22 protein-coding genes are annotated in these 18502 nt (G+C 73.4%); 15 read left to right on the forward strand and 7 right to left on the reverse strand.

The window, feature by feature from the left end; translation table 11 throughout:
* Positions 1 to 63: 63 nt before the first annotated feature.
* Genes ACZ7PG_RS01695 through ACZ7PG_RS01705 form a run of 3 tightly spaced genes read left to right on the forward strand, consistent with a single transcriptional unit; the run spans position 64 to position 2793 of the window.
* Positions 64 to 1101, forward strand: coding sequence for an LLM class flavin-dependent oxidoreductase (locus tag ACZ7PG_RS01695; RefSeq protein WP_470237163.1), 1038 nt, complete (start codon positions 64 to 66; stop codon positions 1099 to 1101).
* 19 nt (positions 1102 to 1120) lie between these two features.
* The gene (locus ACZ7PG_RS01700) at positions 1121 to 2158 is read left to right on the forward strand and encodes an LLM class flavin-dependent oxidoreductase (RefSeq protein ID WP_470238979.1); all 1038 of its coding nucleotides are present in this window, start codon (positions 1121 to 1123) and stop codon (positions 2156 to 2158) included.
* Positions 2155 to 2793 (forward strand): NADPH-dependent F420 reductase, encoded by a 639-nt coding sequence (locus tag ACZ7PG_RS01705; protein ID WP_470237164.1) that lies wholly within the window; start codon positions 2155 to 2157, stop codon positions 2791 to 2793. Before ACZ7PG_RS01700 ends, ACZ7PG_RS01705 begins: the two co-directional genes overlap by 4 nt.
* Positions 2794 to 2992: 199 nt before the next feature.
* Here the strand turns inward: ACZ7PG_RS01705 and ACZ7PG_RS01710 are convergent, their stop codons facing one another.
* Positions 2993 to 4354 carry an MFS transporter gene (locus ACZ7PG_RS01710; protein WP_470237165.1) on the reverse strand — a complete coding sequence of 454 codons (1362 nt, stop codon included), beginning with the start codon at positions 4352 to 4354 and terminating at the stop codon, positions 2993 to 2995.
* Between the two features lie 93 nt (positions 4355 to 4447).
* On the opposite strand from ACZ7PG_RS01710, the gene ACZ7PG_RS01715 reads away from it, so the two are divergent.
* The 3 genes from ACZ7PG_RS01715 to ACZ7PG_RS01725 all read left to right on the forward strand — a co-directional run bounded on the left by ACZ7PG_RS01715 (position 4448) and on the right by ACZ7PG_RS01725 (position 6338).
* Complete coding sequence (locus ACZ7PG_RS01715; protein WP_470237166.1) at positions 4448 to 4966, forward strand: winged helix-turn-helix transcriptional regulator; 519 nt, start codon at positions 4448 to 4450, stop codon at positions 4964 to 4966.
* A 68-nt stretch (positions 4967 to 5034) separates the two neighbouring features.
* A complete protein-coding gene (locus ACZ7PG_RS01720; RefSeq protein ID WP_470237167.1) occupies positions 5035 to 5592 on the forward strand; it encodes a TetR/AcrR family transcriptional regulator in 558 nt (185 codons plus the stop codon).
* A gap of 11 nt (positions 5593 to 5603) precedes the next feature.
* Complete coding sequence (locus ACZ7PG_RS01725) at positions 5604 to 6338, forward strand: cupin domain-containing protein (RefSeq protein ID WP_470237168.1); 735 nt, start codon at positions 5604 to 5606, stop codon at positions 6336 to 6338.
* Here the strand turns inward: ACZ7PG_RS01725 and ACZ7PG_RS01730 are convergent.
* The gene (locus tag ACZ7PG_RS01730; protein WP_470237169.1) at positions 6335 to 7216 is read right to left on the reverse strand and encodes an SDR family oxidoreductase; all 882 of its coding nucleotides are present in this window, start codon (positions 7214 to 7216) and stop codon (positions 6335 to 6337) included. The two genes, ACZ7PG_RS01725 and ACZ7PG_RS01730, sit on opposite strands and share 4 nt — an antisense overlap.
* Positions 7217 to 7336: 120 nt before the next feature.
* Here ACZ7PG_RS01730 and ACZ7PG_RS01735 point away from each other — a divergent pair, with 120 nt between their 5' ends.
* Together ACZ7PG_RS01735 and ACZ7PG_RS01740 are read left to right on the forward strand one after the other, a co-directional pair.
* Positions 7337 to 7906, forward strand: a complete 570-nt coding sequence (locus ACZ7PG_RS01735; protein ID WP_470237170.1) for a TetR/AcrR family transcriptional regulator — start codon at positions 7337 to 7339, stop codon at positions 7904 to 7906.
* Positions 7903 to 8670 (forward strand): SDR family NAD(P)-dependent oxidoreductase, encoded by a 768-nt coding sequence (locus ACZ7PG_RS01740; protein WP_470237171.1) that lies wholly within the window; start codon positions 7903 to 7905, stop codon positions 8668 to 8670. The genes ACZ7PG_RS01735 and ACZ7PG_RS01740 overlap by 4 nt, the downstream gene beginning before the upstream one ends.
* A gap of 4 nt (positions 8671 to 8674) precedes the next feature.
* Here ACZ7PG_RS01740 and ACZ7PG_RS01745 read toward each other — a convergent pair whose 3' ends face one another.
* Positions 8675 to 9352 carry a QcrA and Rieske domain-containing protein gene (locus ACZ7PG_RS01745; protein ID WP_470237172.1) on the reverse strand — a complete coding sequence of 226 codons (678 nt, stop codon included), beginning with the start codon at positions 9350 to 9352 and terminating at the stop codon, positions 8675 to 8677.
* Positions 9349 to 9939: an RNA polymerase sigma factor gene (locus ACZ7PG_RS01750; protein ID WP_470237173.1), complete on the reverse strand. Its 591-nt coding sequence runs from the start codon at positions 9937 to 9939 to the stop codon at positions 9349 to 9351. The genes ACZ7PG_RS01745 and ACZ7PG_RS01750 overlap by 4 nt, the downstream gene beginning before the upstream one ends.
* Positions 9940 to 10054: 115 nt before the next feature.
* Between ACZ7PG_RS01750 and ACZ7PG_RS01755 the strand changes: the two genes are divergently transcribed.
* A complete protein-coding gene (locus tag ACZ7PG_RS01755; protein WP_470237174.1) occupies positions 10055 to 11332 on the forward strand; it encodes a vanadium-dependent haloperoxidase in 1278 nt (425 codons plus the stop codon).
* A 21-nt stretch (positions 11333 to 11353) separates the two neighbouring features.
* On the opposite strand, the gene ACZ7PG_RS01760 is transcribed toward ACZ7PG_RS01755, so the two are convergent.
* The gene (locus ACZ7PG_RS01760; RefSeq protein WP_470237175.1) at positions 11354 to 11857 is read right to left on the reverse strand and encodes a MarR family winged helix-turn-helix transcriptional regulator; all 504 of its coding nucleotides are present in this window, start codon (positions 11855 to 11857) and stop codon (positions 11354 to 11356) included.
* 62 nt (positions 11858 to 11919) lie between these two features.
* Here ACZ7PG_RS01760 and ACZ7PG_RS01765 point away from each other — a divergent pair, with 62 nt between their 5' ends.
* Both ACZ7PG_RS01765 and ACZ7PG_RS01770 read left to right on the forward strand, forming a co-directional pair.
* Positions 11920 to 12345 (forward strand): DUF6069 family protein, encoded by a 426-nt coding sequence (locus ACZ7PG_RS01765; RefSeq protein WP_470237176.1) that lies wholly within the window; start codon positions 11920 to 11922, stop codon positions 12343 to 12345.
* A gap of 10 nt (positions 12346 to 12355) precedes the next feature.
* Positions 12356 to 12958, forward strand: coding sequence for a hypothetical protein (locus ACZ7PG_RS01770; RefSeq protein ID WP_470237177.1), 603 nt, complete (start codon positions 12356 to 12358; stop codon positions 12956 to 12958).
* A gap of 169 nt (positions 12959 to 13127) precedes the next feature.
* Here the strand turns inward: ACZ7PG_RS01770 and ACZ7PG_RS01775 are convergent, their stop codons facing one another.
* Both ACZ7PG_RS01775 and ACZ7PG_RS01780 read right to left on the reverse strand, forming a co-directional pair.
* Positions 13128 to 14168 carry an amidohydrolase family protein gene (locus ACZ7PG_RS01775; RefSeq protein WP_470237178.1) on the reverse strand — a complete coding sequence of 347 codons (1041 nt, stop codon included), beginning with the start codon at positions 14166 to 14168 and terminating at the stop codon, positions 13128 to 13130.
* Positions 14165 to 14854 carry a GntR family transcriptional regulator gene (locus ACZ7PG_RS01780; protein WP_470237179.1) on the reverse strand — a complete coding sequence of 230 codons (690 nt, stop codon included), beginning with the start codon at positions 14852 to 14854 and terminating at the stop codon, positions 14165 to 14167. The genes ACZ7PG_RS01775 and ACZ7PG_RS01780 overlap by 4 nt, the downstream gene beginning before the upstream one ends.
* Positions 14855 to 14963: 109 nt before the next feature.
* Here ACZ7PG_RS01780 and ACZ7PG_RS01785 point away from each other — a divergent pair, with 109 nt between their 5' ends.
* From ACZ7PG_RS01785 to ACZ7PG_RS01800, 4 genes are read left to right on the forward strand one after another with little or no spacing between them, the layout of a single operon-like run.
* A complete protein-coding gene (locus tag ACZ7PG_RS01785) occupies positions 14964 to 15806 on the forward strand; it encodes a fumarylacetoacetate hydrolase family protein (RefSeq protein WP_470237180.1) in 843 nt (280 codons plus the stop codon).
* On the forward strand, positions 15803 to 16336 hold the full coding sequence (locus ACZ7PG_RS01790) for a flavin reductase family protein (protein ID WP_470237181.1): 534 nt from the start codon (positions 15803 to 15805) through the stop codon (positions 16334 to 16336). Before ACZ7PG_RS01785 ends, ACZ7PG_RS01790 begins: the two co-directional genes overlap by 4 nt.
* A gap of 25 nt (positions 16337 to 16361) precedes the next feature.
* On the forward strand, positions 16362 to 17555 hold the full coding sequence (locus tag ACZ7PG_RS01795; protein WP_470237182.1) for an acyl-CoA dehydrogenase family protein: 1194 nt from the start codon (positions 16362 to 16364) through the stop codon (positions 17553 to 17555).
* Between the two features lie 16 nt (positions 17556 to 17571).
* Entirely contained in the window at positions 17572 to 18492 is a 921-nt protein-coding gene (locus ACZ7PG_RS01800; protein WP_470237183.1) for a VOC family protein, read from the forward strand.
* Positions 18493 to 18502: the final 10 nt, after the last annotated feature.

The raw sequence follows: 18502 nt of genomic DNA on the forward strand, positions 1-18502 counted from the left end.
CCTCCTAGTTGACACGTCAATCATATCGAGCAGATGATTGACGTGTCAATCAAAGGAGTCACGGTGTTCGAACTGGGACTGAACTCGTTCGGCGAGGTCGCCACGGACGGTGGCCGCGCGCTGAGCGACGCGGAAACCGTCCGGTTGCTCGTCGAGGAGGCGCGGCTGGCCGAGTCGGCGGGCCTGGACGTCTTCAGTGTCGGCGAGCACTACCGCGAGGGGCACAACGACAGCGCGACCCCCGTCCTGCTCGCGGCGATCGCGACGGCGACCGAGCGCATCCAGCTCGGCACCTCCGTGACCGTCCTGAGCACGAACGACCCCGTGCGGCTCTACCAGGAGTTCTCGACCCTGGACGCCGTCTCGGACGGACGCGCCCAGCTGGTGCTGGGCCGGGCCTCGGCGACGGAGTCGTTCCCGCTGTTCGGCTACGACCTCGCCGACTACGAGCGGCTCTTCGAGGAGAAGCTCGACCTGTTCGTGCGGCTGCAGCGCGAGGACAGCGTCACCTGGTCCGGCGACGTCCGCGCACCACTCACGAACCAGACGCTGCACCCGCGGATGCGCCCGGGCGGGATCCCCACCTGGATCGGCGTCGGCGGCAGCCCGGACTCCGTCGTGCGCGCCGCCCGCTACGGCCTTCCGCTCATGCTGGCGATCATCGGCGGACGGCCGCAGCGGTTCGCCGGCCACGTCGAGCTGTACCACCGCGCGCTCGAGCAGTTCGGGCAGGCACCGCAGCCGGTCGGCCAGCACTCGCTCGGCCTGGTCGCCGACACCGACGAAGAAGCCGTCGAGACGTGGTGGCAGTACTGGCAGCCGGTCGTCGCGCGGATCTCCGCCGAACGCGGCTTCTACCCGCCGGACCGCGACCGTTATCTGTCCGAAGTGGACACCGGCGCCCTGTTCGTGGGCTCCCCCGAGACCGTCGCCCGCAAGATCGCGACCGTGGCGCGGGACCTGCGCCTGAGCCGCTTCGACCTCAAGTACGACATCATGCACCTGCCGCGGGCCGCTCGCGCCCGGACGATCGAGCTGCTCGGCCGTGAGGTCGCGCCGCGGGTGCGCGAACTGCTCGCGAAGGAGCCTTCCCGTGCCTGACCTGCCTGACCTGCCTGACCTGACCGACCTCCAGTTCGGCCTCGACACGTTCGGCGACGTCCCCGAGGACGACGCCGGCCGGCCGCTGTCCCACGCCGCCGCGATCCGGCAGGTCGTCGACGAAGCCGTCCTCGCCGACGAGATCGGGGTGGACGTGATCGCCCTCGGCGAGCACCACCGCCCCGAATACTCCATCTCCACGCCCGAAACCGTGCTGGCCGGCATCGCCACCCGCACGTCGCGGATCCGGCTGTCCTCCGGCGTCACCGTGCTGAGCTCGGACGACCCCGTCCGCGTGTTCCAGCGCTTCGCGACGGTCGACGCCCTCTCGGACGGGCGCGCCGAGGTCATCCTCGGCCGGGGTTCGTTCACCGAGTCGTTCCCGCTGTTCGGCTACGACCTGAGCGACTACGACGCGCTGTTCGAGGAGAAGCTCGACCTGTTCGTGCGGCTGCTCGACGAGAAACCCGTGACCTGGCAGGGAAAGCACCGGCCGGCGCTCGCGGACGCCGACGTCTACCCCAAGACTGACTCCGGCCGGCTGTCCACGTGGGTCGGCGTCGGCGGCTCGCCCCAGTCGGTCATCCGGACCGCCCACCACGGCCTCCCGCTCATGCTGGCGATCATCGGCGGGGCGCCGGGGCGGTTCGCGCCCTACCTCGACCTGTACCGCCGGGCCGCCGCGCAGTTCGGCACCACCGCCCACCCGGTCGGCATGCACTCCCCCGGGTTCGTCGCCGACACCGACGAGCAGGCCCGCGAGGTGTTCTGGCCGCGCTACCGCGTGATCCGCGACCGGATCGGCGCGCTGCGGGGCTGGGCACCGATCCGGCGCGAAGAGTACGACCACGAGATCGAGCACGGCTCGCTCTACATCGGCTCCCCCGAGACCGTCGCACGCAAGATCGCCGGCGCGGTCGCGGAGCTGGGCGTCGGCCGGTTCGACCTGATCTACAGCTCCGGGTCGCAACCGGCGAGCGCCCGCCTGCGCGCGGTCGAGCTGTACGGCACCCGGGTGATCCCGATGGTGCGCGACATCCTTTCGGAGGCGAAATGATCATCGGCATCCTCGGCGCGGGCAAGGTGGGCACGGTCCTGGCCCGGCTCGCGCTCGCCGCCGGGCACGACGTGCTCGTCGCGGGCTCGGGCACACGGGAGAAGATCGCGCTCACGATTGACGTCCTCACGCCCGGCGCGGTCGCGACGACCGCGCCGGAGGCGGCGGCGAAAGCGGACGTCGTCATCCTCGCGCTGCCACTGGGCAAGTACCGCACGCTCCCGGCCGGTGCGCTGGCCGGGAAGCTGGTCGTCGACGCGATGAACTACTGGTGGGAGGTCGACGGCGTCCGCGACGACCTGCGCGTGTCGACCAGCGTGACCGTTCAGTCCTTTTTGGACGACGCGAGGGTGGTGAAGGCGTTCAACCACATGGGGTACCACGACCTCGAAGAGGAGGCCCGCCCAGCGGGGACACCGGGCCGGAAGGCGATCGCGATCGCCGGCGACGACCCGGCCGACGTGACACGGGTGGCGGACCTGGTCGACGCGCTGGGCTTCGACCCGCTGGTCGCCGGTTCCCTGGCCGACGGGGTGCGGCTCGAGCCCGGCGCCGAGGCCTTCGGGGCGAACGTCAGCGCCGGCGAGCTGCGCGTCATGCTCGACCGGTTCCCCGCTTCGGCCGGCGCCTCGTAGGAAGGTCGCGTTCGCGTGGCCGGTCGGTCCCGGGTGCCGAGCGCGGCCCGCAAGTGCTGCTCGGTCTGCGCTCCCACCAGCCGGCATCGACCGCACGCCGCGGCGGCCCCCAGGTTCGCGCCGCGGTAGGTGCGGTGGTCGGCGATGGTGCAGCGGCCACTCCGCTGAGCACCGAAGCCAGTCCGGCTGCCGAGGCGCTTCAGGCCACGACCACAGCCCGCTTGGCCCGGACGGTCAGGGCCGCGATCGCCGCGGCGCCTACGAGGGACACCGCGATGCCCACGAGGACCGCGGTGTTCCAGCCCGCGGTCAATGCGGCCGGCGTCGCGTGGACGGCCAGCACGCTGACCACCGTGACGCCGAGCGCGGCGCCGACGTAGCGGCTGGTGTTGTTGATGCCGCTGCCCATCCCGGCCCGCTGCGGCGGCACGCTCGCCACCGCTTCGCGCCCCAGTGACGCGTTCACGATGCCCGTGCCGAAGCCCGCCACCGCCAGGCCCGGCAGGAGGAATGCCGGCCCCGAGCCCGGGGTGACGAACGCGAGCGGGACGAGTCCCGCGGCCACCACGACCAGGCCGGCGCTCATCCGCGCGCCGCCGGAGAGGGTGACCGGGAGCCGGCGTGTCAGCAGCGCCGAGGCCACGCTCGTCGCCGACCAGGCCAGCACCACCAGCGCCGCTGTCAGGGGACGCAGCGCGAGGCCGTTCTCGAGCATCGTGCAGAGGAACGCCATCAGCGCGGTGACGCCGGCGCCGGCCACGAACGCGCCCGCCGTCGCCGACACCAGCGCCGGGCGGCGGAAGAGCGTCAGGTCGAGCATGCCGCCGCCGGAGGAGTTCTGGTGGGCGAAGAACGCGGCGAGCAGCACGACCGCCGCCGCGATCAGGGCCAGCTCGAGGGGGCTCGTCCAGCCCTGCCGGCCTTCGGTCAACGCGGCCAGCAGCGCCGCGAGGCCGCCGCCCAGCAGCAGCGCGCCGGGCAGGTCGACCGTCCGGGCCCGCCCGGAGACGGACTCTTCCAGCAGGACCCGCCCGAGCACGGCCACCCCGAGCGACAGCGCCGTGATCACGACGTAGAGCACGCGCCAGTCGTGGTCGAGGGCCGCGCCGGCCAGCGGGCCGATCGCGATGCCCGCGCCGACGCAGGCGCCCCACAGGCCGCTCGCGCGGGCGCGGCCGGCGGGGTCCGGGAACGCGGGCCCGAGCACCGCGAGGCCGCACGCGATCAGCGCGGCACCGCCGAGGCCTTCGACGACCCGGCCGGCGATGAACGTCAGCGGCCCGGGCGCGACCGCGCACAGCACGGACCCGACGGCCGTCACGACGGCCCCGGCGACGAAGACGCGCCGCCGGCCGAAGTCGTCGCCGATCGCGCCGGCCGGCAGCAGCGCGACCGCCAGCCCGAGGCTCATCGAGCTGAGGATCCACGACGTCGCGACCGCGCCGGCCCCGAGGCCGCCGGCCACGGCCGGGACGATCGAGAGCGGCGCGGTGAAGACGAAGAGAGCGAGCAGGGTCGCGCCGCCGGAGGCGACGAGGACGGCACCGGGACGGCTGGCCATGCGGACTCCCATTGATTCGGTCACCGAACTCTTTCGCCGAGAGGCTAGCACGGTTGGTTCGATGAACGAACTCTTTTGTGGCAGACTGGTCGCATGGCACTCCCCCGCGAGTACACCAACCAGGCCTGCTCGATGGTCCGCGCCCTGGAGGTCGTCGGAGAACGCTGGACGCTGCTGATCGTCCGCGACGCCGTCTTCGGCGTCCGCCGTTTCAGCGACTTCGCCGAGCACCTGGGCATTCCGCGCGCGGTCCTGACCGAACGACTGGAGTTCCTCATCGCCGAAGGCGTGCTGGAGCGCGTGCCGGGACCCGGCAAGCGCAGCGAGTACGAGCTGACGGCGAAGGGGCGGGGACTCTGGCCGGCCGTCCGCGCCCTGTCGGCGTGGGGCGACGAGCACTACGCGCCGGGCGGCCGGCGACGGGTGTACGTCCACGCGGGTTGCGAGGGCGAAGTGGCACAGTCGGGCGCCTGCCTGCGGTGCGGCGACGAGGTACCGCTCGCCGAGACGGTGATGACGCCGGGCCCGGGACTGACCCCGCCGTCGCCGGAAGACGGCCAGGTCAGCGCGATCCTCGCGCACCCGCGGCGCCTTCTCCAGCCCGTGCACTGAGCCTTGGTCACCCCTCAACGTGGACGGCGCTCTGGATTCTGTACCTACTAGTATGTACAGTCCTCGGCGTGGACACCAGGAAGCAGCTCATCGACAGCACCCGCGAGCTGTTGTGGGAGCGCGGTTACGTGGGCACCAGCCCCAAGGCCATCCAGCAGCACGCCGGCGCCGGGCAAGGCAGCATGTACCACCACTTCTCCGGCAAGCGGGAGCTCGCGCTGGAAGCCGTGCGGCGCAGCGCGGACGAGCTGCTGGCGGCCGCCGAGGCGCAGCTGCGCACGCCCGGGACCGCCGTCGAACGGATCACCGCGTACCTGCGTCGTGAGCGCGAAGTGCTCAGGGGCTGCCCCATCGGCCGGCTCACGCAGGACCCCGAGATCGTCGCCGACCCGGAGCTGCGCGCGCCGGTCGACGCGACGTTGACGCGCCTGCGGGCCCGCCTCGCCGAGGTTCTCGACGAGGGCCGGGCCGCGGGCGAGCTGCCCGCCGGCCTGGACAGCGCGGCCCTGGCCGCCACCGTCGTCGCCGTCCTGCAGGGCGGCTACGTGCTGGCTCGCGCCGCGGCCGCGCCCGAACCGTTCGACCAAGCCGTTTCCGGCGTCCTCGCCCTGCTCACCGTCCTCTGAGGAGTCCTTTCGTGCACGTCCTCCCCGTTCCCCCGGTCAGCGCTCCCGCGCCCGCCGACGTGATCTCCGGCAGCGCGTGGGTCACGTCGCTCGCCGTCCCCGAAGGTCCGTCGCGGACCCGGGTCGACCGCGTGCAGTTCGCGCCCGGCGCCCGCACGCGCTGGCACCGGCACCCGCTCGGTCAGGTCCTGGTCGTCACCGACGGCACCGGGTACGTGCAACGCCGAGGCGGCCCGGCCCAGCTGCTCCGGCCCGGCGACACGGTCCGCGTAGCTGCCGGCGAATGGCACTGGCACGGCGCGACCGACACGTCGTCGATGACGCACCTGGCGATCGAGGAGATCCCCGAGGACGGTGCCGCGACGGAGTTCGGCGACACGGTGGCCGGCGTCGACGTCACGGCCGCCGCCGAACCGCCCGTGACCCGGACTTTGGTGCTGGAGCAACAGCTTCCGGCGCCCCGCGTGGTCGACCACGTCGAGATCCGCCGCATCACGATCGCCCCCGGCCACGGCTCGGGTTTGCACGTCCATAATGGACCGGTGTTCGGCAGCATCGAGGCCGGCTCGGCGGTGTACGAGATCGAGGGCGAGCCCGCGTCGGTGCTGCGGCCCGGAGATGTCTTCTACGAGCCGGAAGCCACGCGGATCGCGCGGTTCGACGCGCAGGAGAACGGCGTCACGTTCATCGCCCACTTCCCCGTGGGACCGGGCGAAACCCCGCGCCTCGACCCGCTCGACAGCTAGGCCGCGGGGAAGTAGTCGCCGGTTTCCAGGTCTTCGAGCAGACCTTGGTGCGTGGGCGCCCAGCCGACCAGCCGCCGGGTGTCCACACCGGAAACCGGCCCGTCGAAGCCGTACACCCGCGCCATGAACGGGCTCGGGAAGTGCGTCGCGGCCTCCTCCGGCGACACCGAGGCCACCGGAACGCCGAGCTTGCGGGCGATCGTCGCTGCGATGGCTTCGAACGGCACGTTTTCGGCGACCCCGTGCAGCACGCTCCCGGCGGGCGCCCCCTCCAGGGCCAGGCGGAACAGGATCGCCGCGTCCCGGCGGTGGACCGCGGGCCAGCGGTTGCCGCCGTCGCCGACGTACGCCGACACGCCGGTCTGGCGCGCGGTGGCGATGAGCATCGGGATGAAGCCGTGGTCCCGCGGGCCGTGGACGGTCGGCGCGAGCCGGACCACGGTGCCGCCGAACCTCCGGCACGCCTGCTCGCCCGGGATGCGGAAGCCGGCGATGCCGTGGGCGTCGGGTTCGTCCCGCTCGGTGGTCTCCCGGCCGCCGGGCAGGACCAGCGTCCCCGACGTGCTGACGAACGGCTTGCCCGCCGCCGCCCGGCCGAGTGTCTCGATCGCGGCCGTGTCGCGCCGCGTCAGGTCGTCCGGATCGGCGAAGTCGCCGCCGAAGGCCATGTGCAGGACGCCGTCGGCCGCGTCGGCTCCCCGGCGCAGGCGGTCGAGGTCTTCCAGGGAACCGCGGAATGCGCTGGCGCCCAACGACTCCAGCCGGGTGGCGGCGGCCTCCGAGCGAGCGAGGCCGGTGACGGCGTGGCCGGCCGCGAGGAGCTCGGCGACGACGGTGGGCCCGGTCTGGCCGGAACCGCCGGTGACGAAGACATGCACAACGCTCTCCTTAATGCCAGTCACTGGCACTACTTAGCGCCAGTCGCTGACAGTACGCGTAGTGCCAGACACTGGCGCAACGTGACGCCAGTCACTGGCGGAATGCGGTAGCCTCGGCCCGTGCCACGAAGCGGAGCGGAAGCGCGCCGCCGTCTCCAGCAGGCGGCGCTCGAGCTGTACGGGGAACGCGGGTTCGACCGGACCACCACGGCGGAGATCGCCGCGCGGGCCGGCGTCAACGAACGCACGTACTTCCGGCACTTCGCGGACAAGCGCGAAGTGCTCTTCGACGGCGAAGCCGACCTGCGCGACACGATGACCCAGGCGGTGGCCGAAGCGCCCGACGGCCTGACGCCGTTCGAGATCCTGCTGCGCGCGTTCCGGAAGGCCGCGCGGATCCTCGAAGCCAACCGTCCGTTCTCCGAGCCGCGGCTGGCGATCATCGCCGCGACCCCGGCGCTGCGCGAACGCGAGCTGGCCAAACACGCGTCCCTCACCGACGCTCTGGCGGCGGCCCTGCGCGAGCGGGCCGTCAAAAGCGGGCCGGCCACCCTGGCCGCGCAGACCGGCTGGGCCACCTTCCACCACGCGGCCCAGGCCTGGATCGACGACCCGTCGCGGACCCTGGACGTCCATCTCTCGCAAGCCTTCGACGACCTGCGGGCCCTGTCGACCGGAGGCGAACGATGACCGAGCGGCAAGGCGTCCTGATCACCGGCGGCTCGCGCGGCATCGGCCGGGCCACCGCCGTGGCCTTCGCGGCGCGCGGCTACCGCGTGGCGGTCCACTACGCGACCCGGCGCGACGACGCCGAGACCACCCTTGAGCAACTGCAAGGGTCCGGGCACACCAGCATCCCCGGCGACCTCGGTGACCCCGCCGCCGCGCGCAAGGTCGTCGACGAAGCCGTGGCGACGCTCGGCCGCGTCGACGTCCTGGTCAACAACGCCGCCCAGGCCCCGACCGAGCAGAACCGGCACGCCGTCGCCGAGGTCGGCTACGACCAGTGGGTCGAGGCGTGGCGGCGCACGCTCGACGTCAACCTCTTCGGCGCCGCGAACGTCACGTGGGCGGTGGCCCGGCACCTGATCGAGCGGGGCCGCCCGGGCAGCGTCGTCAACGTCGGCTCGCGCGGCGCGTTCCGCGGCGAACCCGAGCACCCGGCCTACGGCGCGAGCAAGGCGGCGCTGCACGCCTTCGGCCAGTCGATGGCGCTCGCACTGGCACCGCACGGGATTTCCGTGACGTCGGTGGCGCCCGGGTTCGTCGCCACCGAACGCCAGGAGTCCAAGCTCGCCGGCCCGGGCGGCGACGCGCTGCGGGACCAGAGCCCGTTCGGCCGGGCGGGCACGGCCGAGGAGGTCGCCGCGGCGATCGTCCACCTCGCCTCCCCGGAGGCGGCGTGGAGCTCCGGCGCGATCCTCGACGTCAACGGCGCCTCGTACCTGCGCTGACCGGTCACGCTCCTTCCGACGGGACCAGCACTTCGACCACTCCCCCGGCTTCGCGCACCACCAGGTGCGGCAGCGGCGGTGGGGTCACCCGCAGCTGGTGCGTCAGGACCGCGCCGTCGACCGCGAACGACGTCCGGTGGCACGGGCAGTTCAGCCGCCGCGCCGGGGCGTCGAGGTTCAGCCGGCAGCCGAGGTGCGTGCAGGTCGCCGAAACCGCGCGGACCTCGCCGTCCGTGCGCTGGACGAACCCCGCCACCGCGCCGAAGTCGAACGGCAGCACCCGGCCTTCGGGCAGGTCGTGCGCGGCGACGACGGCCCGCCACTCGCCGTTCTCGGGCCGCAGCGTCTCTTCGGCGGGCGCCGCCGCCGGCTCCGCACCCGAGGTCACCAGGTACTCGACGCCCGCGCCCGCCGCAGCCGCCACCGCCGCGGCCGAGGACACCTGGATGAACCGGCGGCGGTTGCCGCCCCGCCCGGGCGCCGGCTCCCCGAGCTCCTCGACGAGCCGCCGGTGCAACCCGGCGACGAACTCCTCACCCGCCGCCCCGGCTCCCGGCCGCGCGGCGCGCAGCAGCACCGCCGTCCGCAGCTCGGCCTCGTCACCGGGACCGGCTTCGAACGGGCGCGGCCGACGCCGGCGCAGGAGGTCCTTGACGTACCGGCGGACGCCTCGAGTGGTCACGTCTCCATCCCTTCCGCCAGCTGCGCCGCCTGCCGCAACGCGCGGTGCTGCAGCACTTTCGCGTTGCCGACGGTGATGCCGAGCTCCGCCGCCGCTTCCTTGAGCGAGCACGCCTGCAGGAACCGCAGCCGCAGGATGCGGCCGTACCGCTCGGGCAGCCGCCCGAGGATCGCCTCGGCCCGGGCGGGCGTCCGCGGGTCGATCACGTCGGCTTCGAACGCCGCGATGTCGCGCTCCTCGTCCAGGGTCGTGATCTCCCGGCCGAGCGTGCGCCGCCAGTGCCCGGCCAGCACCGTCCGCGCGGTGGCCAGCAGGTACGCCCGGACCTCGCCGATGCTCGCCGAGACGCGCAGCGGCCGCAGCGCCGTCAGGAAGACCTCGGTGGTGAGGTCCTCCGCGTCGGGCCGGTTGCCCACCTTCGAGAACATCAGGCGGTACAGGCGGTCGACGTTGTCGCGGTAGACCGCCTCCCAGTCCGGGTAGACGTCCGCGCCGACCACGTGCAGCCGCGCGGGCGGCGGAGCGCCCCCGGCGTCTGTCTCGTCCCCCTCGGCGCGTCTGCGCCGGAACCTCTGTGCCACCGGCACCGCCCGCCTTCTCCCCCGCCGATTCTTGCCGCCACCCGAGGGATAAGCGACCGGGTTACGCGTAACCGGCGGTCGTATCGGCAGGCGGAGCATCCGATCACCCCAGGGGAGAGAAATGACCACATCGATGTCGCGCCGGCAGCTGCTCGTCACCGGCGGGGCGGCCGCCGCCGTGCTCGCGACCACGGGCCTGCCGACGCCGGCCACCGCCGCGCCGGCGGCCCCGGTCCGGCCGGGAGGTGCGGACGTCGTCCTCGCCTGGAACCGCGAGCTGCTGGCCACCGTCCGCACGGCCGGCCTGCAGCCCGCGACCGTCCACCCGACCCGCGCCTTCGCCCTGCTGCACGCGGCGATCCACGACGCCGTCGTCGCGACGGCCGGGACCGGGCGGCCCTACCTGTTCACCGTCGACGTCCCGGGCACGGCCGCTCCGGAAGCGGCGGCGGCGCAAGCGGCCCACGACGTCCTCGCCGCGCTGTACCCCACCCGCGCCGGCGAGTTCGCGAGCCTGCTGGCCGGGCAGCTCGCCGCGGTCCACCCGGCGGGCCGGACCGCCGGGGTGCGGGCCGGGCACCTGGTCGCCCGGCTGCTGCTCGGCCTGCGCGCGAACGACGGCTCGGCCGCGGTCCCGCCGGTGCTGCCGCCGGGGACGGCGCCCGGGCAGTACCGGCCGGCGCCGCCCGCGTTCGCGCCCGCCGCGTTCACCCACTGGGCCGCGGTGACGCCGTTCGTGCTCGACCGGGCGGACCGGTTCCGGCCCGCGCCCTACCCGCCGCTGGCGAGCGCCCGCTACGCGAAGGCGTTGCGCGAAGTCGCGGCGGCCGGGCGTGACACCAGCACCACCCGCACCGACGACGGCACGGTGCAGGCGCGGTTCTGGGCCGCACCGATCTGGAACTACTGGAACGAGATCGCCCAGTCGGTCGTCGGCGGATCCCGGAGCAACGTCCTGGTCGCGGCCCGCGTGTTCGCACGGCTGAACCTGGCCTTCGCCGACGCGGTGATCGCGTTCTACGAAGCCAAGTACCACTACCGGATCTGGCGCCCGATCACCGCGATCCGGCTCGCCGGCGAAGACGGCAACCCGGCGACGGACGGCGTCCCGGACTGGTCCAGCCTCGCCACCACGCCGGCGGATCCGGCGTACCCGGGCGCGCACAGCGTGATCTCGCAGGCCGGTGCCCTGGTGCTGCGGCAGGAGTACGGGCCGCGGTGGCCGCTGACGGTGACGTCCGAAGCGCTGCCGGGTGTCGTCCGGCGGTTCGCGACGTTCCAGGACGTGGCCGACGAAGCCGGCCTGAGCCGCATCGTCGCCGGCGTCCACACCCGGCTCGACCACGAAGCCGGACGGCAGCTCGGCGGCGACGTCGCCGCGTTCGTCCTGCGGTCGTAAGAGCCGGCGCGGGGACGCCGGTCAGGCTTTCGGCCGTTTGAGGACCTCGGTGGGCAGCCCGAGGTTCTCGACGATCCGCTCGACGGCGTCCCCGAGCCGCGCGAAGTCGTCGCCCAGCGGGTCGACCACCAGGCGCCGCACGTTCGCCACGTGCGCGGGCGACGCGGCCGCCAGGTGCTCGCGGCCGGCGTCGGTCAGGGTCGCGATCGTGAACCGGCGGCCCTGGCCGGTGCACACCTCCCGCGTCACCCACCCGCGATCCTCCAGCCGGGCCACCGCGTGCGAAATCCGCGGCAGCGACCCGTTGGCCATCTCCGCGATCTCGCTCATCCGCAGGCATTCCCCCGGCACGACGGACAGGCGCGCCAGGATCATGTAGCCCAGCAGCGTGAGGTCGGCGTCGCGCAGCAGCTGGCTTTCCAGCGCTCCCGGCAGGGTCAGCAGCACCTTGGCCAGGTTGATCCACACCCGCCGCTCTTCCTTGCCGAGCCGGTCGAACGGCTCCTCCGGTCCGGTTTCGTCCACGCTTGACTTTAACACGCAACCCAACCTATCTTTGGGTTTAACACGCAACCCAAGGAGGAGCGATGACCCCCACCGCCACCCGGACGTCCGCCACGGCCCTTCGCCTGGGGGTCGCCGTCGTGGCGGCCGCCGCGGTCAACACCGTCCTCGCGCTGACGGCGTCCTCACTCGACGACGGCGGGATCGGGATGGGCCTCAACGCCGCGTCCTACCTGCCGGCGACCGTGCTCGGACTGCTCCTCGGCACCGCGGGCTGGATCCTGATCGCCCGCCGGGCCCCGAAGGCGCTGCGCGTCGTCGTCCCCGCGGTCCTCGTCCTGACCTGGGTGCCAGACCTGCTGATCCTGAACGCCGGGGCCACCGCCGCGAACGTCGTCGGGCTGATGCTCATGCACCTGGTGGTGACGACGGCGGTCGTCCTCGCGCTGCGCCCGACCCTGCGCGAGCCGGCCGCGGCGGCGGCGACGTCGGGGCAGGTCGCCCGGTAACGTCTCCGGGATGGACTGGGAACCGACCAGACGATCACTGCACGGCGTCGCGGAGCTGCTCTTGGCGGGCCCGCAGCACCGCGCGACCGAGCGCATCGAACTCCAGGTCGTCGACGGCGGTTTCGCGACCGTCGCCGGGCCCGCGGTGCGCGTCGAAGGTGCGGACCTCGTGACGGACTCCGCCCGGGTGACCTTGGCCGGGCGGACCTACGACGACGTCGCGGCGGAAGCCGGGCTCGACGCGGGCGAGCCGGCGGGCGTCTACTCGGGCGGTCCCGGGGTCCGTCCCGACGAGACGATCACCTTCGCCGCGGACGCGCTGAAGTCGTTGCTCGCGGCCTACGCCGACGGGGACCGGGCACTGCGCGAGTTCGCCCCCGGCGTCACACCGGTGCTGTGGCCCGAGCACTTCGACGTCGCGATCGTCCTCGACGAGGTCAACTACGGCGTCTCCCCCGGCGACGGCTACCTGGGCGAGCCCTACGCGTACGTCGGCCCGTTCGAGGCGCGGGAGGGCGAGTTCTGGAACGCGCCGTTCGGGGCGGCCCGCCCGCTGCGCGACCTCGCCGGCGAGGTGACGGCGTTCTTCCGCGCCGGCCGCGACCTGCTCTGAGCCGGCCGGCCGCAGTTGCGAGTGGTGAGCTCCCGCCAGGTGGCGTCGATGCTCGCCAGCCGGGCATCGACCGCGGCCGGCGGCGTTCGGCCACCAGCGGCAGCACTTCCCCGCCGTGGGTGAACCGCCCGAGCGCGATCGCCTCGGCGTGGGGCGGCGACCAGTCCGCTCACGCGATCACTTCCCCGGCGGCCCAGACGCGGCGGATCGCGGCGGTCGCCGTGATGTCCCGGGTCGGGTCGCCGTCGACGAGCACCAGGTCCGCCCGCAGCCCTTCGCGCACGGCGCCGCGGTCGGGGAAGCCGAGGTACCGGGCGGGCAGGTCGGTCGCCGCCCGCAACGCGTCCACTTCGGACAGTCCCGCCTCGACCAGCCGGGCGAGTTCCTGGTGCAGGCTCGCGCCGTGGACGACCGGGAAGGGCAGCATCGGTGCGGAGAACGCGTCGGTGCCCGCGAGGATCGGCACGCCGGCCGCGTGCAGCGCGGTGACCGAGTCCCGGCTGAACGCGTAGCCATCGGCGCCGAGCTTGGTGGTGAGCGCGTCCATCATCGTCAGGGTGGGCACCGCGATCTGGCCCCGCGCGGCCATTTCCGACGCGGTTCCGGCATCGAGGACGCCGTCGCGCGGGACGTGGGTGATCACGTCCGCCCCGGCCCGCACGGCGCGCCGGTAGGCGTCGACCGACGACGCGTGCGCGACCGTGAGCTTGCCGTGTGCCTGGCCCTCGGCGACCACGGCGTCGATCGTGGCCTGGTCGAGCAGGTCCCCTTCGATGACGACCTTGACGTAGTCGGACCCTTCGGCCACGCGCCGCGCGACGAACTCCGCGGCCTGGCCGGGCGCGGTGAGGATCGCTTCCGACGGCATCCCGGGCATCTTCGCGTGGTTCCCGCCGGGACCGATGGCGGGCAGGCCGGCGCTGCGGACGTCGGGTACCTGACCGCGGAAGGAGTCGACGCGCTCGCGGGGCCAGCACGCCATGTCCAGCGCGGTGGTGACGCCGTGCGCGGCGAGGGCACGCAGGTCGTCCGGGGCGAGCAGGTGGACGTGGGCGTCGAAGAACCCCGGCAGCAGCGTGGCGCCCGCGCAGTCGACCTCGTCGGTGGCGCCGGAGCCGCCGATCAGCGGGCCGTCGACGACGACCGTGACGGGCTCGGTCAGGCCGGTTCCGTCGAAGACGCGGACGCCGGTCAGGGCCGTCGTGGTCATGACGCGGGCTCGGCGCTGAAGCTGGTCTCCATCACGATCTCCTTGGTGCGGTTGACGTGCGCCTCGAACCGGGCGACGGCCAGGTCGGCGTCGTGCGCCAGCGCGGCGTCCACCAGGCCCTGGTGCTCGCCCGCGACGTCGCGGTGCCGCTCCTCGCCGCCGGGGCCCGACCAGGCACGGTAGAGCTCGGCCGCGTCGGAGAGCCGGGTGCAGATGTCGAGCAGCACGGCGTTGCCGCACGCCTTGATCAGCGTGTGGTGGAACTCCAGGTGCGCGCGGGCCCACTCTTCGTTCCGCCGCATCGGGGGTCCGGGCAGGATCATCGTCTGCCCGGCGAGCCGGTGGTGCGCGGCCAGCACCTCCGACTCCCACGTGACGCCGCCGCGCAGGACCGACAGCCGCAGCGCCGAACCCTCGTTGATCGCGCGCGCCTCGGTGAGGTCCGTCAGCGCCTGCATCGACAGCGGCGTGACCCGGAACCCGCGGTTGCGGTCCACCCGCACGAGGTCCTTGGCCGCCAGCAGCCCCAATGCCTCGCGCACGACACTGAGGCTGACCTCGAACTCCGCGCTCAGCTCGGCCGGCTTGACGCGCTCGCCCGGAGCCAGCTCTCCGTTGAGGATCGCCAGGCGCAGCCGGTGGTACACCGACACGGCCAGGCTCTCGCCACCCGCTCTCTTCGCCATGCCGAGACGATAACACACTCTGTTCGCAAGAATCGATTCTTGTCTTGACAGTCGTATATCGCGGGCAGAGTATGAGTGGCCACCGGTACTTCGACCGAAAGGCCTTTCGATGCGGATCGCCAACCTCGCCGGCCGGCTCGTCCTCCTGACCGGAGACGGTGCCATCGACGTCGAGCGCGCCAGCGGGCAGCGCTTCTCCGCCGACCCCCACGCGGTGTACGCCCGCTGGGACGAGTTCACCACCTGGGCGGCCGACCTCCCGGCGACGACCCCGGACCGGTTCGCCGAGACCGACCTCCGCGCGCCCTCCCCCACTCCGGGCCAGGTCTTCGGAGTCGGGCTGAACTACCGCGACCACGCCGCCGAGTCCGGGCTCGGCCTGCCGGACTCCCCCGCCGTGTTCACCAAGTTCCCGAGCTGCCTGACCGGGCCGTCCGGCGAGATCGCGCTCACCGGGTCCACAGTGGACTGGGAGGTCGAGCTGGTCGCCGTGATCGGCCGCGAAGCCCGCAACGTCGCCCCTGAGCACGGCTGGGACCACGTCGCCGGGCTGACGGTCGGCCAGGACCTCTCAGACCGGACGGTGCAACTCGCCGGGCCGGCCCCGCAGTTCAGCCTGGGCAAGTCCGCGCCGGGCTTCGGGCCCACCGGGCCGTGGCTGGTCACGTCGGACGAGCTCGCCGAGCGGGACAACCTGGAGCTGAGCTGCACGGTCAACGGCGAGTCCGTGCAGAAGGGCCGCACCAGCGACCTCATCTTCTCGGTGCCGGAAATCGTCGCGCGGCTCTCGGCGATCCTGCCGCTGCGGCCCGGTGACGTGATCTTCACCGGCACCCCGGCCGGCGTCGGCATGGCCCGGAACCCGCAGCGGTTCCTGGCCGCCGGCGACGAGCTCGTCACCACGATCGAGGGCATCGGCACGATGCGCCACCGGTTCACGGACCCGTCGTGACCACTGTGGACGGACCCCGGTTCCGCGCGGTGATGGCCGCGGTCTGCGCGCCGGTCACGGTCGTCACCACCAGCGACGCCGCCGGCCGCCCGCACGGCGCGACGGTCAGCTCGTTCACCTCGCTCTCGCTCGACCCGCCGCTGGTGAGCGTCGCCTTCGACCGGCGATCGGCGCTGCTGGCCGAGGTCCTCGGCGCGGGCCGGTTCGGGGTGAACCTGCTCGGCCAGGGCCAGGACGACCTCGCCGTCCGGTTCGCCACCCGCGGCGCCGACCGGTTCGGCGGCGACACGGCGTGGTTCGCCGACGCCCGCCTGCCCCGGCTGCGCGACGCCGCCGGCTGGGTGGCGTGCGAGCTGGACCGCGTCGTCGAGGCCGGCGACCACCTTCTGCTGTTCGGCCTGGTCACCGGCCTGGGCCGCGCGGATCTGCCGCCGCTCGTGTACGCCCACCGCACGTTCGGCACCCACTCCCGCTTCGCCGAGCGGCCGCGTCCGCTCATCACCGACCAGATCGCCGCCTGCGCCCGCTGACCCGCCCGGAAAGGACACCGCCGTCATGACCCTCGCGACCGAACAGCCCGCGCCCACCCTCGAGCAGCTCCTCACCCGCATCGCCGAAATCCGGCCCCTGCTGGAAAAGAACGCCGCCCGGGGCGAGGCCGACCGGCGGGTCGTCGAGGAGAGCATCACCGCGCTGACCGACGCCGGCGCGTTCAAGATCGCCCAGCCGCGCCGCTACGGCGGGTACGGACTCCCCGTCCGCGCGATGCTCGACGTCTCGTCCGCGGTCGCCGAGGCCGACGGCGGCACCGCCTGGGTCGTCGCGCTGAGCAACGTCTGCGCCTGGCTCGCCGGGCTCTTCAGCGTCCAGGCCCAGGACGACGTCTGGGGCGCGAACCCCGACGCGAAGGTGTCCGGCGTGCTGGCCCCGACCGCCGAGACGACCAAAGTGGACGGTGGCTGGCGCGTGACCGGGCGCTGGTACTACAACTCCGGTTCGTGGCACGCCGACTGGGCGGGCCTGGGCCTCCCGCTGACCGACGAGCGCGGCGAGGTCGTCGACCAGGGCATGGCGCTGCTCCCCCGCACCGACCTCGGCTTCGAGGACACCTGGTTCGTCGCCGGGATGCGCTCGTCCGGCTCCAACTGCCTCATCGCCGACGACGTCTTCGTGCCCGAGCACCGAGTGATGTCCGTACCCCCGGCCATCGGCGGGCAGTACGCGAACGGCGAGCCCGAGGAAGACCTGTTCCGCGCCGCGCTCGTCCCGGTGCTGACGCTGGTGCTGGCCGGGCCGCAGCTGGGCCTCGGCCGCCGGGCGCTGGAGCTGGTCAAGGAGAAGGCCGCCCGCAAGCCGATCTCGTACACGACCTACGCGACGCAGGCGGACTCCGTCGCCTTCCAGCTCCAGCTCGCCGAAGCGGCGATGCGGATCGACACCGCCCACCTGCACGCCTACCGCGCGGCCGACGACATCGACGCGGCGTCGGCGGGCCCGTACCCGGGCGTCGAAGCCCGGGCCCGGACCCGCGCCGACACCGGCTGGGCCGTCGAGAACATCACCCGCGCGATCGACATCCTGCTCTCGGCGCACGGCGCGGGCAGCTTCGCCGACGTCAACCCCCTGCAGCGGATCTGGCGCGACTCCGCGGTGGCCGCCCGGCACGCGATCGTGCTGCCCGCGGTCAACTACGAGCTCTACGGCAAGGCGCTGCTCGGCCGCGAAGACCAGATCACCCCGCTCATCTGACCCAGAGGGACCTGTCATGAGCCTGCACCGCCTGACCAAGATCGCCATCGGCGTCCCGGACGTCGACGAGACCGCCAAGTACTACACCGAGTTCGGCCTCACGCCGACCGCGTCGGGGTTCGCCACCGCCGACGGCGGCGAGCAGCTCGAGCTCCGGCGGACTCCGCACCGCCGGCTGCTCACCCTCGGCATCGGCGCCGACGACCCGGACGACCTCGGCCGCATCACCGCGTCCCTGGCCCGCCTCGACGTCGAGAGCCGCATCGACGGCGACGCGCTGCACACCCAGGACCCGGTCACCGGGCTGGACGTCGTCGTGTCGGTGGCCCCGCGCCTCCGCCAGGAACCACCGGAAGCCGCGGTCTACAACCAGCCCGGCGCGGTGCGGCGGGCGAACACCCGCGCGCCCGGCATCGAGCGCGAGTCCGCGGTGCGCCCGCGCAAGCTCGGGCACGTCGTGTTCGGCTCGACCGACCAGGCCGCGACCCAGCGGTTCTTCACCGAGGGCCTCGGGTTCAAGGTCAGCGACGAGGCGCCGGGCCTGGCCGCGTTCATGCGCTGCTCGACCGACCACCACAACGTGCTGGTGCAGCAGGCGCCGGTCAGCTTCCTGCACCACACGTCCTGGGAGGTCGACGACGTCGACGAGGTCGGCCGCGGCGCCACCGCGATGCTCGAGGGCCACCCGGAGCGCCACACCTGGGGCCTGGGCCGGCACCACATCGGCTCGAACTTCTTCTGGTACCTGCGCGACCCGGCCGGCAACTTCTCCGAGTACTACTCCGACATCGACTGCATCCTCGAGGACCAGCTCTGGGAGCCGCGCGTCGTCGCCGGCGAGAAGAGCCTGTACGCGTGGGGCCCGCCGCCCCCGCCGTCGTTCCTGGCGCCGGAGGACCTGGCGGACCTCATGACCGACGCCCACGACGGCGCCTGATCCCCTCGGA

The organism is Amycolatopsis sp. NPDC114504 (assembly GCF_055633595.1).